We start from the raw sequence: 14,365 nt of genomic DNA on the forward strand, positions 1-14,365 counted from the left end.
GCCTACTTGATCCCGTCGAAACCAAGTAGTTTGCCACGTATGAAGTGCCCGATATCCGTGTGATCGTCGAGAAATAGTTTCCGCAACAGCTTTCTCTCAGCCCCCAACCCAATCGCTAGGCGTTTATTTCACGCAGCAAAAAACGTTGGATTTTGCCGGTTGGCGTTTTGGGCAGCGTTTCGCGAAACTTGATTGATCTGGGATATTTGTATGGCGCGATGGTTTCCTTGACATAATCCTGCAGCAGCTTGCGGGTTTCATCTGTTGGATTGGTTCCCGGCTTCAAAACGACATGCGCCTCAACCAGCATGCCGCGATCTTCGTCAGGAATGCCCACAACCGCACATTCCGACACTGCCGGATGCCCTAGAAGCGCAGACTCAACCTCAGGTCCGGCAATATTGTAGCCAGACGAAATGATCATATCGTCATTTCTGGCCGCAAAATGCAGATAGCCATCTTCGTCCATGGTGAAACTGTCGCCGGTGATGTTCCAACCCTCGCAGACATAGTTGGATTGCCGGTCGTCATTCAAATACCGGCACCCGGTTGGCCCCCGAACAGCCAGACGCCCGGTCTCGCCCTGCGGCACGTCCTGCATATCGGAATCCACGATCCTTGCTTCATAGTTGCCCACGGTTTTCCCGGTGCAGCCCGGCCTGTGATCTTCAAACCGATTAGAGACAAAGATATGCAGCAACTCAGTCGCGCCAATGCCGTCCAACATGGGCTTCCCCGTCTTCCTGATCCAGTCGTGATAGATTGGCGCAGGAAGGGTTTCCCCGGCTGAAACTGCCGCGCGCAGAGACGAGAGATCGGCGCCTTTTTCCATCGCTGCAAGCATGACCCGGTATGCCGTTGGCGCGGTAAAGCAAATCGTGGCTTTGTACTGCTGGATGATTTCAATCAATGACGGTGGTGACGCATTTTCCAGCAGTGTTGCAGCAGCCCCAAACCGCAGCGGGAAAATGGCCAGGCCACCAAGCCCAAAGGTAAACGAAAGCGGTGGGGAGCCGACGAAGACATCCGTCGGCTGAACATTCAGAACTTCCTTGGCATAGCCATCAGCAATGATGAGCAGATCGCGGTGAAAGTGCATTGTGGCCTTGGGTTTACCCGTTGTTCCCGACGTGAAGCCCAAAAGGGCAACGTCATCACGACCGGTTTTGGCAGGCTCGAATTGAACAGGTTTCTCTAGCGCCAAGTGGTCCAGTTCGGCCGAATGGTTCATCGTGCCATCAAAGCCCAAAATATGCTTGAGATATTTGCTCGTTTTCTGACACTTAACCAGGTCATCCATCAGCCGCGTGTCGCACAGGGCGTGGGTGATTTCGGCCTTGTCGACAATCTGCCCAATTTCACCGGCGCGCAGCATCGACATAGTATTGACGACAACTGCCCCAACTTTGGTTGCCGCCAACCAGCAAGCGACCATTGCCGGGTTATTGGCCGACCGAATGAGAACCCTGTTGCCCGGTTGCACCCCCATGTCGTCGACCAGGACATGCGCCAGTCGATTGCTCCAATCCGCCAACTCTTTGTATGTTCGCCGACGACCATTGCCAATCAGGGCGGTGTTGTCACCGAACCCCTTGGCAACCATTGCATCGGTCAGTTCATAGCCAACGTTGAGGTACTCAGGGTAGTCAAACCCGTCGAGCAGAAAATCCGGCTGTTGTTCAACCGGTGGCAACCCATCTCTTGAAAACCTGTCTACATGTCCGGTTGGTCCCAACATTTCAATCTCCCTGGAATGCAGCCATTGTCTGGCGCGCAATGATTACTTTCTGAACATCAGAAGCACCTTCGTAGATTCGTAAGGCGCGGATCTCTCGATATAATTTTTCAACCACCTCACCCGATTTCACGCCATCACCGCCAAACAGCTGCACAGCCTGATCAATGACAATTTGGGCCTGATCGGTCGAAAATAGCTTGGCCATCGCGGCCTCACGGGTAATCCGTGGCGCGCCGGTATCTTTGGCCCATGCCGCCCGGTATACCAGCAATGCAGCGGCATCTACGTCCGTCGCCATATCGGCAATGTGACCCTGCACCATTTGCAAATCAAACAGCGTAGCGCCTTGAATTTCACGCGTACTCACCCGCTTCAGTGCTTCGTCCAGCGCACGGCGGGCAAACCCAAGGGCCGCTGCGGCCACGGTTGAACGGAACACGTCCAAAACCGACATTGCAATTTTGAACCCCTGCCCCTGCGCGCCAATCAAGGCCGACGCGGGTATCCGGCAATCGGCAAACCGAAGCCGCGCCAGTGGGTGGGGCGCAATGGTTTCAAGCCGTTCAACAACCTCAAAACCGGGCACATCCGCCGGTATGACAAAGGCCGAAAGACCGCGCGCCCCCGGTGCATCCCCGGTGCGGGCAAAAACGGTATAGACGTCGGCAATTCCACCGTTCGAAATCCAGGTCTTTTCACCATTCAACACATAGCTGTCACCGTCACGTGTTGCTGTCATGGTAGAGTTGGCAACATCTGAGCCAGACTGCGGTTCGGTCAGCGCAAAGGCGGCGATGGCCTTGCCTGTCCTTGTCAAAGGCAGCCAGTCCTCCTGCTGCGCCGGTGTCCCGAACAGCGACAATGCCCCGGTCCCAAGACCCTGCATCGCAAAGGCGAAATCTGCCAGACCATCATGGCGCGCCAGCGTTTCACGGGTCAGACACAGGGCGCGGACATCAAAGGTCTCACCCGCGCCGGCCGCGGAGCTTTGCAGCCAGCCAGCGTCGCCCATTGCTTTGACCAATATGCGGCACGCGCTGTCGGTGTCACTGTGATCAACCGCCGCCACGGTGCCCGCCGCCCAGAGGTCAAGCGACTCCGCCAATACCTTGTGGCGAGGTTCAAAAAATGGCCAGTTCAGAAAGGTCTTATCGGCCATCAGTTGCCCTCAAATTCTGGTTTTTCTTTTCCGACAAAGGCATGATAGGCGCGCTCAAAGTCCCTCGTCTGCATGCAGATCGCCTGGGCCTGGGCCTCGGATTCAATCGCTTGCTCTAGCCCCATGTTCCATTCCTGATTGAGCTGGGTCTTGGTGATACCATGGGCGAATGTAGGTCCCGCAGCCAATCGAGACGCCATCTTGATCGCGGCGGTCTCCAGATCATCAGCGCCGTGAATGGCGTTCCAGAAACCGGAGATATGACCTTCCTCGGCCCCAAATGAGCGACCGGTGTAAAGCAGTTCAGCGGCCCGGCCCTGACCAATAATGCGCGGCAACATCGCACAGGCCCCCATATCGCAGCCCGCCAGCCCGACACGGGTAAACAAGAACGCACATTTGGCCTCTGGCGTGGCCAGTCTCAGGTCTGCAGCCATTGCGACAATGGCACCGGCACCGACACAAATACCATCCACGGCCGCAATGATCGGCTTGCCACAGGTAATCATCGCCTTGACCAAATCACCGGTCATCCTAGTGAAGGCCAGTAGCTCTTTCATATCCATTTTGACAAGCGGGCCGATAATCTCGTGCACATCGCCGCCCGAACAGAAATTGCCGCCGTTAGAGCCAAATACCACCACGTCTACATCTTCAGCATAAACCATTGCCCGAAACGTATCGCGAAGTTCGGCATAGCTTTCAAATGTCAGCGGGTTCTTGCGATCGGGCCGGTTCAGGCGGATCACCGCAATCTGATCCTTTACCTGCATTTCAAAATGCTTGGGTTCAAATTCAGTCATCCGAGTCATCATCATCATCTCCTTTGGCCTGCTTCAGCATGTCACGTAGGGTATCCAGGTCGTCGTGGTCGAAACCCGAAAACAATTTGTCGACTTCGGCTTCATGCGCGGCGGCTAGTATTTCAAACTGGGCGCGGCCCTGATCCGTCAATTGCACCTCGATGACACGCCGGTCGGTTTTTACAGGTGTTCGCGTCACCCATCCGTCCTGCTCAAGTCGGCCAATGATTGCGGTAGCATTTCCGTTGGAAACCAACAACATACGACTAAGGTCGCTCATCTTTATCGGGGTTTGATTTCGGTGCAATGCTGCCATCACATCAAATCGGGGCAATGTCGTATTGTATTCCACTCGTAGAAATTCGCGCAGATGGCTTTCTGATCTGCGGGTGAGGCGTAGTAATCTGATCCAGGTGCGCAACCGCCGCCGCGATAGTGAGATTGTATCGCTCATATCTCACCTCCGGCAATGGAAATGGCCTGACCATTGATACCCTCGGATCCTTTGCCGCACAGCCAGAGGGCGGCGTTTGAGACCTCATGCGGCTGCACCAGCCTTTTTTGCGGGTTGTGTGACGCCAGTGCCGCAATTGCATCAGGGCGGGCTTTGCCGGTTTTTTCGACAATGTTCTGGATCGTTCTTTCGGTCATTTCCGTTTCCAGAAATCCGGGGCACAGCGCATTGACCGTGATGTCCCGTTTGGCGGTTTCCATGGCCAGTGAGCGGGTCAATCCGACAACACCATGTTTGGCTGCCGCATAGGGGGCCACATATGCATATCCCTTGAGCCCCGCCGTAGAGGCCACCGATATCAGCCGTCCCCAGCCCTGCATCTGGTTTAGCCCTTCACGCAGCGTCAAAAACACCCCGGTCAGATTGATCGCCAACATCGCGTTCCAGTCCGCCAGCGATGTCCGCCCAAACGGCGCACTGGTCGAGGCACCGGCATTGGCAATGACAATGTCCACCGGGCCCGCCGCTGCAAACAGCGCCTGCACATCGTCTTCGCTGGTGACATCAGCCCGTATGGCGCGGGTATTTGCTGTTTCACTGGCCACAGCGTCAAGCCTGTCCTGCCTGCGTCCAGAGATCACCACCTCAGCGCCGACAGCCGCAAAATGGGCGGCCATGTCGGCGCCAAGCCCGGTCCCTCCGCCGGTAATCAGCACCCGTTTGCCAGTAAGTGTCATACCCGGATTGCCTCCTGCGCCTTTTCTTGCAGGCGATAGGCCTGATCGCGCCCGGGAAGGTAAGGATCCGGCCAGCTGACGGCGCCATCGCCAAGCGAGGTCCCGGCATGCAAGGTCCAATAGGGATCGGCGAGATGCGGCCGCCCCAGACAAACAAGATCGGCCCGTCCCGCGATCAGAATTGAGTTCACGTGATCGGTTTCAAAGATATTGCCCACCGCCATCGTCGGCATGCCCAACTCGTTGCGAATACGGTTCGAAAACGGAGTCTGAAACATCCGGCCATAGACCGGACGGCCCTCAGAACTGGTCTGACCCGCAGAGACATCGATGATGTCTGCACCAGCCGCACGGAACAGCCTAGCAATCTCTACCGCATCCTCTGGTGTCACACCATTTTCTTCAACCCAATCATTGGCCGAGATCCGAACAGAGAGCGGTTTATCAGCAGGCCAAGCCGCCCGCATGGCGGTCAGAACCTCCACCGGATAGCGCATGCGGTTTTGCAGACTGCCGCCAAATTCATCAGACCGGCTATTAGACAAAGGCGAGATGAACGAGGAAATCAGATAGCCGTGCGCCGCATGCAATTCCACCATGTCAAACCCAGCCAGGTCCGCCATTTGGGTCGCGGCGACAAATTGATCCCGCACCGCATCCATTTCCGCACGGTTGATTTCCCGAGGTGTGGCGTTGCCATCAGACCAGGGGATTGGCGAGGCCGAAACAAGATCCCAGTTGCCCTCATCGAGAGGCGCATCCATTTCCTGCCAGCCTACCTGAGTCGAGCCTTTGCGTCCCGAATGGCCAATCTGGCAGCAGGTTTTGGCAGCGGTTTCGGAATGGACAAAAGCATTCAAACGCGACCATGCGGCCTGATGCTCTGGCGCATATAACCCGGGGCAGCCGGGGGTGATGCGCCCCTCGGGACTGACACAGGTCATTTCGGTATAGACCAAAGCAGCGCCGCCTTTGGCGCGCTCACTATAGTGAACGAAATGCCAATCGGTGGGGCATCCATCCACCGCCTTATACTGCGCCATAGGTGACACCACGATACGGTTGGCCAGCTCCATATTTCCCAGTTTAAACGGCGCGAACATCGGCGCCCTGACCGGCGCATCCGCAGGTACACCTGCCTTGGTCTGGAACCAGCGCTCTGCCTTTTCAACCCAGGCTGGATCACGCAAACGCAGGTTTTCATGGCTGATACGTTGGGATCGGGTCAAGAGGTTGTAATTGAACTGGACGGGGTCCTGATCCAGATAGCGTTCCACCTCTTCAAACCATTCCAGAGAGTTGCGCGCGGCGGATTGCAACCGCAAGACCTCTAACCGCCGCTCCTCCTGATAGCGCTGAAACGCCTGTTCAAGCGTTGGTTCTGAGTGCACGTAGTTGGCTAGGGCAATGGCGCTATCGAAAGCAAGACGGGACCCAGATCCGATTGAGAAATGTCCGGTCGCCGCCGCATCGCCCATCAGCACAACGTTTTCATTGTACCATTTTTCGCAAATGACCCTTGGGAAATTCATCCAGACAGCCGATCCACGCAAATGGTTGGCATTGCATATCAGATCGTTGCCATCGAGGTATTTCGCAAAAACCGCCTGACAGGCCGCCACGGTTTCTTCTTTGGACATAACGGCAAAGCCAAATCCATCCCAGGTTGGCTGCAGGCATTCCACAATGAAGGTCGCTGTATTGTCATCGAACTGATAGACATGCGCCCACATCCAGCCAAACTCGGTTTTCTCGAAAATAAATGTAAAGGCGTCAAATTTCTGATGGGTGCCGAGCCAGATGAACTTGCACAGGCGGGTGTCGATATCGGGCTTGTAAACATCTTCGTATTCTTTGCGCACCAATGAGTTGATGCCGTCAGTCGCTACGACAATATCATAGTCCTTGCGGTACTCTTCGGCGCTTTTGAAGATCGTCTCAAACTGCATATTTACCCCCAGTTCACGGGCCCGCGCCTGCAGGATGATAAGCAATTTCTTGCGGCCGATCCCGGCAAATCCATGCCCCCCCGAAACCGTCCGATCGCCATTGTGCTCAACCGCGATATCATCCCAATAGGCAAAGCTATTGCGGATCTCTGCCGTGCTCTTGGGGTCATTTTCCTGCATTTGATCAAGGGCATCATCTGAAAGAACCACCCCCCATCCAAAGGTGTCATTGGCTTTGTTTCGCTCAAGAACCGTAACTTCGGTGCTTGGATCGCGCAACTTCATGCTGATCGCAAAATACAAACCTGCGGGCCCGCCGCCGAGACACATTACCTTCATGACATAGCCTTTTGTTTATATGATTCTTGGCGCTTCACTTTCGATCGTAGCGGCAGAGATTCATTATTTCAAGCTTGAAGCTTTAAGCTTCAAGCAATGCCCGCCCCACCAGTCTTGAGCGACGTCACTGGCACCACAAAACGCTTTGCGGTTGCCTCGAAAGCCTTGTTCCAAGGAAAACAATGATACATATTTGAATAGAAGAACTAATGGAGAGCGTGATGACGTTACCCAGAAGAAAATTTCTTGCGGGCGGCGCTGCACTGATCGCTGGCGCCGCACTGGGCCTGGGTGCTGTCAAACCAATTCGAACTCGTCTCAGTTAATCGCTAAAACCAGGAACCTATGCTGAACAAAGTTGACGCCACTCGGAGAGAGCGGCGGTGCGGTTGAGCTTGAAATTTTCGCGTGAATAAAGGTGACGTTCCTGATTGTAGTGATTGCAAACCGAGGCGTGGAGGTGGTCGCGGGAATTCGGACCAGTAGTTAAAGAGGTGGTCGCAGGATTTCGGCCCAGTAACTAAGGGTGTGAACCCCGGAGACAAAATGTCCATTGAATCGGTTGGATGATCTGACCGTCGCGGAGTAAAATCCGGCAGTCTGACACCCGAGGCGAACGAGCTGAGGGTGGGGATATTCAGTGGAACTTTACAGCCGGGTACGACGTGCGTGCCATGTCGACGGGATGAGCAATGGCGCGGCGGCGCGTCTAATTGGGATTGATCGCAAGACCGTTGCGAAGATCCTGAAGCATTCAGTTCCGCCGGGATACCGCCGGGAAGGTCCACCAGCCCGCCCGAATCTTGATCCGTTCGTGGCGATTATCAGTCAGATCCTCGCGGAGGATATGAGCCGGATCAAGAAACGACGTCATACCGCCAAGTGTATCCATGAGCGCCTGTGTTGTTGGACACTTATTATTGCAGTAACAGGAAGAGCCCGGAGGACGCCGGAAGAAGGCGGATAGAACCTTACAAACAAGGGGTTTTGTGACGGCGGGCAGTATCCTGGGCAGGTTTGAGGGCTGGCTGTACCTCGCAGTGATCCTCGACCTGCATTCCCGGCGCGTCATCGGGTGGGCCGTCAGCAATCGGATGAAGCGTGATCTGGCGATCCGGGCTTTGAACATGGCCATAGCCTTCCGATCACCACCTGCGGGCTGCATTCATCATACGGACAGGGGCAGCCAATACTGTTCCCACGATTACCAGAAGATCCTGCGCCAACATGGGTTCAGGGCATCCCCTCTCCCACATGTAAACATGTGCTGCCGGGCAGTGCATGAGCGGCAAAGGTAATTGCTATGATTGTGAGTATGCTATTGCGGCTTGATGGTCTGACCCATGCTACGATTGGCTCCGTGTCATTGCGTTGACGTGTCGACCATCAAGTCGCCCTGGCAACCGGCGAGATGTGACTTCATAGGAGCCTGTCGGGGACGCCCCTTCACAGTCTTGTCCTCTCTGAACGGATGCCTGGGCATCGTCAATGAGGGGATCAAATGTCCATTATTGAAACAAGCCTTAGGGCCACCGATATTATCATTGGTGTCGATACACACAAGTCCATCCATGTCGCCGTGGCGATCAATGAACAGGGTACTCGCCTCGCTGCTATCTCTGTTCCCACCAATTCCAAAGGGTACATGGAATTAGATAACTGGTCCCGGTCACTGGGTTCGGTTCAGGCATTTGGGATCGAAGGAACCGGGCCTTACGGTGCTGGTCTTTCCCGTTATCTGATGTCTCTGGGCCTGAATATTGTTGCGGTAACACGACCCAACTATTACCCGACAGTGGTTTGCCCTTGCAAATCATGAGAGGGCGACAATTGCGTTATCAGCAAGGAAAGAATGACAGTCTTGACGCTGAGGGCGCTGCCCGGTCTGTTCTCAGCGGGCAGGCAATTGCTGCACCCAAAACCCAATTCGGTTCTGTGGAGATGATCCGCCACTTGAAGATCGCCCGTGATACAGCCGTAAAAAGTCGTTCTGTGGCGTTGGTTACACTCAAAGCACTGATTATAAATGCGCCTGCCGAACTGCGCGATAGCCTTGATCAGTTAAAAGGCAAAATTGCGCTGATCCGACATATTGCGGCGTTCAGACCAGGGCCGATCACATCTACAACCGCGTCAGCCAAAGCTGCCATGCGCTCGTTGGCACGCCGATGGTTGATGTTGAATGACGAAGTCGCAGAACACGACAAGGAACTCAAAACCTTGGTAGAAGCAAAGGCACCCAGCTTGATGGCCTCTCACGGGATCGCAACACTTACAATCGCGGAAATGCTGATATTGGTTGGCGACAATCCAAGCCGCATTCGATCCGAAGCAGCGCTGGCAAAATTGTGTGGTGTTTGTCAGTTCCCAGTTTCGAGCGGGAAAACACACAGGTTCAGGCTCAATCGTGGTGGAAAGCGACAAGCCAACGCAGCTCTATATCGGGTCGCAATTGTCAGGATGAGAAACCATGAACCAACACTCGCATATGTTAGAGAGCGCACCAAAGACGGTAAAAGCAAAAGTGAGATCATTCGCTGTCTCAAACGCTATATCGTCCGCGAAATCTTCACACATCTTTGCAGGCCAGAAACACAGGAAAAGCCATGTTGACAAACATAGGAGCTTCAATGCCGCTGTGGAGACGTTCTTCAAAACCATCAAGGCCGAGCTTATCTGGCGTAGTTCATGGGAAACACGGCGGCAGGCTGAGATGGCGATCTTCGAATACATAAACGGGTTCTACAACCCACGCCCCTCTCGGGATATTGCTTCGCAATACCCTGCCGGGCAGTGGGCGGCACTCAGCATTGAGTTGGAAAAGCCCCGTCGCCTTCGAATGAAAAGTAGATTAAACGAGCACCTGAGGCGGCACTAAAGCGGGACAGGTCCAAACAGCCAGAGGTCTGCGTTCATGCCGTTATACGTGCCATCAAGGTGACCGGGAACAGTTTTGTGGCATTGGTCACTTCTCCATCGCGGCCTTCCAAACGGTTGCGCAGGATTTTACCCGCCTCATAGCCCATTTCATAGCTGGCAACATGGATTGTTGTCAGTGGTGTGGACAATTGCCCGGACACTTCAAGGTCGCCAAATCCTGCAATGGCGAGATCCTCGGGAAGGTTTATGCCACGGGTTCGGCATTCAAAGATCGCGCCGACCGCCAGGGTGTCAGTGCCAAAAAACACCGCATCCACATCGGGGAATTGCTCCAACAGATCGCCAAGCGCTTTTTTACCGTCGGCCAGACTGCGTCCCCCTTCCATTGGAAAGATACGCTCAACCGAGGCTCCGGTGTTCAGCAGGGCCTCCTGAAACCCCTGTAGTCGCTGGGCACCGCGCCCCTGTGACCGTCCGACATAGGCGATGTGCTTATAGCCGCATTTTCCAAAATGCTGCCCCATCATCCGGCCACCTTCATAGTTGGAAAAACCGACCAGCATATCAATCGGGTCAGGGGTGAAATCCCACATCTCCATAACCGGAATATTCTGATCGCGAAGCCGCGCGCGGGTGGCTGTCGATTGCACAAGACCGGTAAAAACCAGCGCGGCCGGGCGCATGGGCAATACGGAATTCAGGGCTTCGGCTTCGACCTCCTCGGAGTAGCCGATCTGCGACATCATGAGTTTATAGGCGCTGCCCTCTAGGGCGTCGGCTGACCCCTGCATGGCGTTGGAAAAATGCGGGTTGCGCAGATCTGACACAAAGAAGGATATGATATTTGAGCTGCCCGAACGCAGGTTGCTGGCAAAAGGATTGGCAACATAACCGGTTTTCTTGACGGCTTCCGCCACTTTCAGGCGGGTGGATTCCCGCACCTTTCCAGGATTTTGCAAGGCGCGTGACACGGTAATTGGTGCCACGCCAGCCAATTTGGCAACATCTTCGATCCGGACGGTTTCCGTCGCTTTTGCGAAAGGTTTATCTCTTGAACGTGCCACGTAATGCTGCCTGCCTTTATCTGAACCGGTTTCTAATCACGGCGTGAGAAACGTCCAATAGTCAAGAGATCTGTTGCGCTCCTCGATACGGATGACCTCATTCCATTTGCAGGTCCGCTCACTGCGGGTCATGGAGCCAACCTTGATCTGATCAGCGCCAAAACCAACCGCAAGATGGCTGAGGGTCACGTCCTCCGTCTCGCCTGAACGGCCGGACATGACAGTGTTCCAGCCAAAGGACCGCGCCGCCTGCGATGCATCGAACACTTCGCTGATAGTGCCACATTGGTTGGATTTAAGAAGCACGGAATTGCAGGCTTTGTCGTGGCCGGCTTTTTCAACCTGTGCAGCGCTGGTGGTCAGATAGTCGTCGCCGATGATCTGCATCCGGTCCCCCAACAGTTCGGTAATGGCGACAAACCCTTCAGTGTCATCTTCTCCCAATGGGTCTTCAAGCGACACAATCGGATAGTCATTGCTCCAACGCTCAAGCTCGGCAATGAACTCACCGGTGCTCAGGCTGCGGTTCTCCAGCGCCAGATGATAACGTCCGTCGCGCCAAAATTCACTGGCGGCGACATCCAGTGCGAGGGACACATCGGTGCCAGGGCGCAAACCTGCATCAGAAATCGCCTGAGTGGTCAGGCCAAGCGCCACCTCGTTATTGTCAAAATCAGGCCAAAGCCCGCCCTCATCGCAGACGCCGGCAATCTGACCGCGTTTCTTCATAATGGCATGGGCGGCGATATAGATTTCGGCGGTCCATTCCGCAGCTTCGGCAAAACTGGTCGCGCCATTGCAGATCACCAGAAAATCCTGCACATCGACACGGTTGCCGGCATGGGCGCCGCCACCAAAAATCTGGATCATCGGGGCCGGAATTCCGGCTGCAGACACATTGAAGCTCTGCTGCAGGTGCTGCCACAACGGCATGTTCAGTTCCGCAGATGCTGCCCAGGCCACTGCACCTGACACTGCGACACAGGCGTTTCCGCCCAGCGTCGATTTTTGTGCAGTTCCGTCCAATGCGATCAAAGCCGTATCAATCGCCCGCTGATCTGCCGCATCCATACCGGTAAGCGCCGGGCCGACGAGGCGGTTAACAGCATCAATGGCCTTATTGACCCCAAGCCCGCCCAGCCGAGTGCCACCGTCCCGAAGATCTATCGCCTCGCGTTTTCCGCGCGACGCGCCGGCCGGTGCGATGGAGCGCCCGCTGCGCCCAGAGGCAAGGGTCACTTCGGCCTCTACTGTTGGTCGGCCACGGGAATCCCAGACCTGGCGGGCTTTTATCGAGGCAATGGTCGTATCGGCCATGAAATCAGCTTTCTATTTGTTCTGAACGAGTTGCGCGAAATCTGAGATTAACTGCGCCAGGGTTCGGTGGTCTTGGGAAATCAGTTCACGGGCCGCGCTGCGCACCAGCGTGCGTTGCGTCGTTGTCAGATATTCCGCAGGGGACTTGCCATCAATCCGGGCCAATAGCAGGCAGGGCAGCAATTGAAGGACATGGCGGGTGACCATTGCCTGCTGTTGCGGTGGAAAGCAGGCAATCCAGGCATCATAAAAATGTATCGCACTGGTCAGGAATGCGGGTTCCAGTTGCGGAATATGCGCGGCCTTCAGCAAGAAATGGTTCAGGCAAAACGCAGCATCAAATGCAGGGTCGCCATACCAGGCACATTCCGCGTCCAGAATAACCGGCTGATTGTCGCTTTTGCGGATCAGGATGTTCTTGGGGCTAAAATCCCCGTGAACCAGCGCCGTTTGTGTTGCAGCAGTTTGCGCCAGCACTGCCAGGATTTTTTCCGACAGGTCCAGATGGACTGTAGCAGTGAAGCGCAGATAGGGATCAAGCCGTAGCGCGTCAAACAGGCTGTCAGTGGCAAAAGTTTCTGCAACCTCCGGATCATTGCTAGTGGCTGCGTGCAGGTGGCCCAGTGTTGCCCCGACTGTTGCCGCGATGTCAGGATCAGCATCACCTGCCAGCATTAAGGACTTCCAGTTGTCAAACTGCTCTGGCGGCAGGAATTCGAGGATTACAGTGCCAAATTCTGCTGAATCGGCAATCACTTGCGGCGCTGCCCCTGGGATGATGCTATTGGCGCGGCGCAGCCAGGCCACCTCATAGCTGTTACGCTCCAGCGGTACGGTCCAGTCCTCGGCGACCTTAAGCTTGGACAGCGCCCGCTTGGCGCAGAACTGCCGCCCGTCATCGGTGCGAAACCGAATAATGTCAGAGGAGACACCCCCGGTCAGCGGTGCAATGTCGCTAATCGAACTCGCCACCAACCCTGCCTCCTGCAGCATAGGTGGCAGGATGTTATGCCAGTCGTCCGAAGGCATCAGGCGCTCCAGTTTTGGCAAGTCTGGCGCTGGCGGCCAAGCCCGTCGATTTCCAGCTCTACCACATCATCTTCGGACAGGAACACCGGCGGGTTCTGGCCAATGCCAACACCCGATGGGGTTCCCATTGAAATCAGATCGCCCTCTTCAAGGCGCATAAAGTTGCTGAGATAGGCAACCACGGTTTCGATGTCGAAAATCATCGTATTGGTGCGGCCGTCCTGAAACTGTTTGCCATTCACCCAAAGCCGCATGCCCAGATCCATGGCGTCAAACGACCCATCTTCTGGCATCATCCAGGGGCCGGTGGGGCAGAAGCTGTCCCAGCTTTTACCTTTGACCCACTGGCCGCCGCGCTCAAGCTGATATTCGCGCTCTGAGACATCATTGATCAGGCAGTAGCCTGCGATATGGGTCTTCGCCTCTTCTTTGCTGATACAGACGGCGTCTTTGCCGATCACCACGCCCAGTTCAACTTCCCAGTCGGTTTTCTTTGATCCGGGCGGGATCAGAATAGGATCAAACGGTCCGGAAATCGTGGTACTGGCCTTCATGAACACAATGGGTTCCGACGGTGGGTCCATTTTCGCTTCTTTAGCGTGCAACACACAGTTCAGGCCGATGCAGATAATCTTGCCGGGGCGCGGAATACAGTTGGCGATCCGGCTGCCCTTGGGGATCTCTGGCAGCTGAGAGATATCGGCTTTCAGCAATGTTTCCATCGCATTGCTCAACTGGCCACGACCATAATCCTGAACAAGGGATGACGCGTCGCGGTAGATGCCAGTGCCGTCAATGACGCCCGGTTTTTCGTTGTCCGTAGTGCCAAACCTGAAAAGCTTCATTGTGATGTCCTGAATGATAACGTTGTCATTTGGATAGCCTGCCTGCAGTGC

The 14,365-nt window shown here is 55.2% G+C and carries 12 protein-coding genes and 3 pseudogenes; 4 read left to right on the forward strand and 11 right to left on the reverse strand.

From position 1 onward, the window contains the following. Positions 1-115 precede the first annotated feature (115 nt). The 7 genes and pseudogenes from QPJ95_RS19870 to QPJ95_RS19900 all read right to left on the reverse strand — a co-directional run. The gene (locus tag QPJ95_RS19870) at positions 116-1,738 is read right to left on the reverse strand and encodes an AMP-binding protein (protein WP_270920345.1); all 1,623 of its coding nucleotides are present in this window, start codon (positions 1,736-1,738) and stop codon (positions 116-118) included. A gap of 1 nt (position 1,739) precedes the next feature. Beyond that, positions 1,740-2,897: an acyl-CoA dehydrogenase family protein gene (locus QPJ95_RS19875; RefSeq protein ID WP_270920346.1), complete on the reverse strand. Its 1,158-nt coding sequence runs from the start codon at positions 2,895-2,897 to the stop codon at positions 1,740-1,742. Next, positions 2,897-3,700 carry an enoyl-CoA hydratase family protein gene (locus QPJ95_RS19880; RefSeq protein WP_390923848.1) on the reverse strand — a complete coding sequence of 268 codons (804 nt, stop codon included), beginning with the start codon at positions 3,698-3,700 and terminating at the stop codon, positions 2,897-2,899. Before QPJ95_RS19880 ends, QPJ95_RS19875 begins: the two co-directional genes overlap by 1 nt. Continuing rightward, positions 3,693-4,154: a MarR family winged helix-turn-helix transcriptional regulator gene (locus tag QPJ95_RS19885; protein ID WP_270920347.1), complete on the reverse strand. Its 462-nt coding sequence runs from the start codon at positions 4,152-4,154 to the stop codon at positions 3,693-3,695. Before QPJ95_RS19885 ends, QPJ95_RS19880 begins: the two co-directional genes overlap by 8 nt. Beyond that, on the reverse strand, positions 4,151-4,891 hold the full coding sequence (locus tag QPJ95_RS19890) for an SDR family NAD(P)-dependent oxidoreductase (RefSeq protein WP_270920348.1): 741 nt from the start codon (positions 4,889-4,891) through the stop codon (positions 4,151-4,153). The genes QPJ95_RS19885 and QPJ95_RS19890 overlap by 4 nt, the downstream gene beginning before the upstream one ends. Beyond that, positions 4,888-7,179 (reverse strand): bifunctional salicylyl-CoA 5-hydroxylase/oxidoreductase, encoded by a 2,292-nt coding sequence (locus QPJ95_RS19895; protein WP_270920349.1) that lies wholly within the window; start codon positions 7,177-7,179, stop codon positions 4,888-4,890. The genes QPJ95_RS19890 and QPJ95_RS19895 overlap by 4 nt, the downstream gene beginning before the upstream one ends. A 343-nt stretch (positions 7,180-7,522) precedes the next feature. After that, positions 7,523-7,639, reverse strand: a pseudogene (locus tag QPJ95_RS19900) (IS6 family transposase); the annotation flags it as partial. Positions 7,640-8,198: 559 nt separating this feature from the next. Between QPJ95_RS19900 and QPJ95_RS19905 the strand changes: the two are divergent. The 4 genes and pseudogenes from QPJ95_RS19905 to QPJ95_RS19920 all read left to right on the forward strand — a co-directional run. Further along, positions 8,199-8,487, forward strand: a pseudogene (locus QPJ95_RS19905) (DDE-type integrase/transposase/recombinase); the annotation flags it as partial. A 193-nt stretch (positions 8,488-8,680) separates the two neighbouring features. Next, a complete protein-coding gene (locus tag QPJ95_RS19910) occupies positions 8,681-8,998 on the forward strand; it encodes an IS110 family transposase (RefSeq protein WP_270920350.1) in 318 nt (105 codons plus the stop codon). Between the two features lie 11 nt (positions 8,999-9,009). Continuing rightward, positions 9,010-9,792 carry a transposase gene (locus QPJ95_RS19915; protein WP_270920351.1) on the forward strand — a complete coding sequence of 261 codons (783 nt, stop codon included), beginning with the start codon at positions 9,010-9,012 and terminating at the stop codon, positions 9,790-9,792. Positions 9,793-9,808: 16 nt separating this feature from the next. Then, a pseudogene (locus tag QPJ95_RS19920) lies at positions 9,809-10,022 on the forward strand (IS3 family transposase); the annotation flags it as partial. Between the two features lie 69 nt (positions 10,023-10,091). Here QPJ95_RS19920 and QPJ95_RS19925 read toward each other — a convergent pair. Genes QPJ95_RS19925 through QPJ95_RS19940 form a run of 4 tightly spaced genes read right to left on the reverse strand, consistent with a single transcriptional unit; the run spans position 10,092 to position 14,314 of the window. Continuing rightward, a complete protein-coding gene (locus QPJ95_RS19925; protein WP_270920352.1) occupies positions 10,092-11,123 on the reverse strand; it encodes a LacI family DNA-binding transcriptional regulator in 1,032 nt (343 codons plus the stop codon). A 36-nt stretch (positions 11,124-11,159) separates the two neighbouring features. After that, positions 11,160-12,440: a phosphopyruvate hydratase gene (eno, locus tag QPJ95_RS19930; protein ID WP_270920353.1), complete on the reverse strand. Its 1,281-nt coding sequence runs from the start codon at positions 12,438-12,440 to the stop codon at positions 11,160-11,162. Between the two features lie 12 nt (positions 12,441-12,452). After that, complete coding sequence (locus QPJ95_RS19935; protein WP_270920354.1) at positions 12,453-13,469, reverse strand: phosphotransferase family protein; 1,017 nt, start codon at positions 13,467-13,469, stop codon at positions 12,453-12,455. Then, on the reverse strand, positions 13,469-14,314 hold the full coding sequence (locus QPJ95_RS19940; protein ID WP_270920355.1) for a fumarylacetoacetate hydrolase family protein: 846 nt from the start codon (positions 14,312-14,314) through the stop codon (positions 13,469-13,471). Before QPJ95_RS19940 ends, QPJ95_RS19935 begins: the two co-directional genes overlap by 1 nt. Positions 14,315-14,365: the final 51 nt, after the last annotated feature.

It is taken from the genome of Parasedimentitalea psychrophila, assembly GCF_030285785.1.
GTDB classification, from domain to species: Bacteria; Pseudomonadota; Alphaproteobacteria; order Rhodobacterales; family Rhodobacteraceae; genus Parasedimentitalea; species Parasedimentitalea psychrophila.

Excerpts from the sequence above, each read along its gene's own strand:
- QPJ95_RS19870 (WP_270920345.1), bottom strand. The coding sequence starts at position 1,738 with ATGTTGGGACCAACCGGACATGTAGACAGGTTTTCAAGAGATGGGTTG.
- QPJ95_RS19875 (WP_270920346.1), bottom strand. The coding sequence starts at position 2,897 with ATGGCCGATAAGACCTTTCTGAACTGGCCATTTTTTGAACCTCGCCAC.
- QPJ95_RS19880 (WP_390923848.1), bottom strand. The coding sequence starts at position 3,700 with ATGACTGAATTTGAACCCAAGCATTTTGAAATGCAGGTAAAGGATCAG.
- QPJ95_RS19885 (WP_270920347.1), bottom strand. The coding sequence starts at position 4,154 with ATGAGCGATACAATCTCACTATCGCGGCGGCGGTTGCGCACCTGGATC.
- QPJ95_RS19890 (WP_270920348.1), bottom strand. The coding sequence starts at position 4,891 with ATGACACTTACTGGCAAACGGGTGCTGATTACCGGCGGAGGGACCGGG.
- QPJ95_RS19895 (WP_270920349.1), bottom strand. The coding sequence starts at position 7,179 with ATGAAGGTAATGTGTCTCGGCGGCGGGCCCGCAGGTTTGTATTTTGCG.
- QPJ95_RS19910 (WP_270920350.1), top strand. The coding sequence starts at position 8,681 with ATGTCCATTATTGAAACAAGCCTTAGGGCCACCGATATTATCATTGGT.
- eno (WP_270920353.1), bottom strand. The coding sequence starts at position 12,440 with ATGGCCGATACGACCATTGCCTCGATAAAAGCCCGCCAGGTCTGGGAT.
- QPJ95_RS19935 (WP_270920354.1), bottom strand. The coding sequence starts at position 13,469 with ATGCCTTCGGACGACTGGCATAACATCCTGCCACCTATGCTGCAGGAG.
- QPJ95_RS19940 (WP_270920355.1), bottom strand. The coding sequence starts at position 14,314 with ATGAAGCTTTTCAGGTTTGGCACTACGGACAACGAAAAACCGGGCGTC.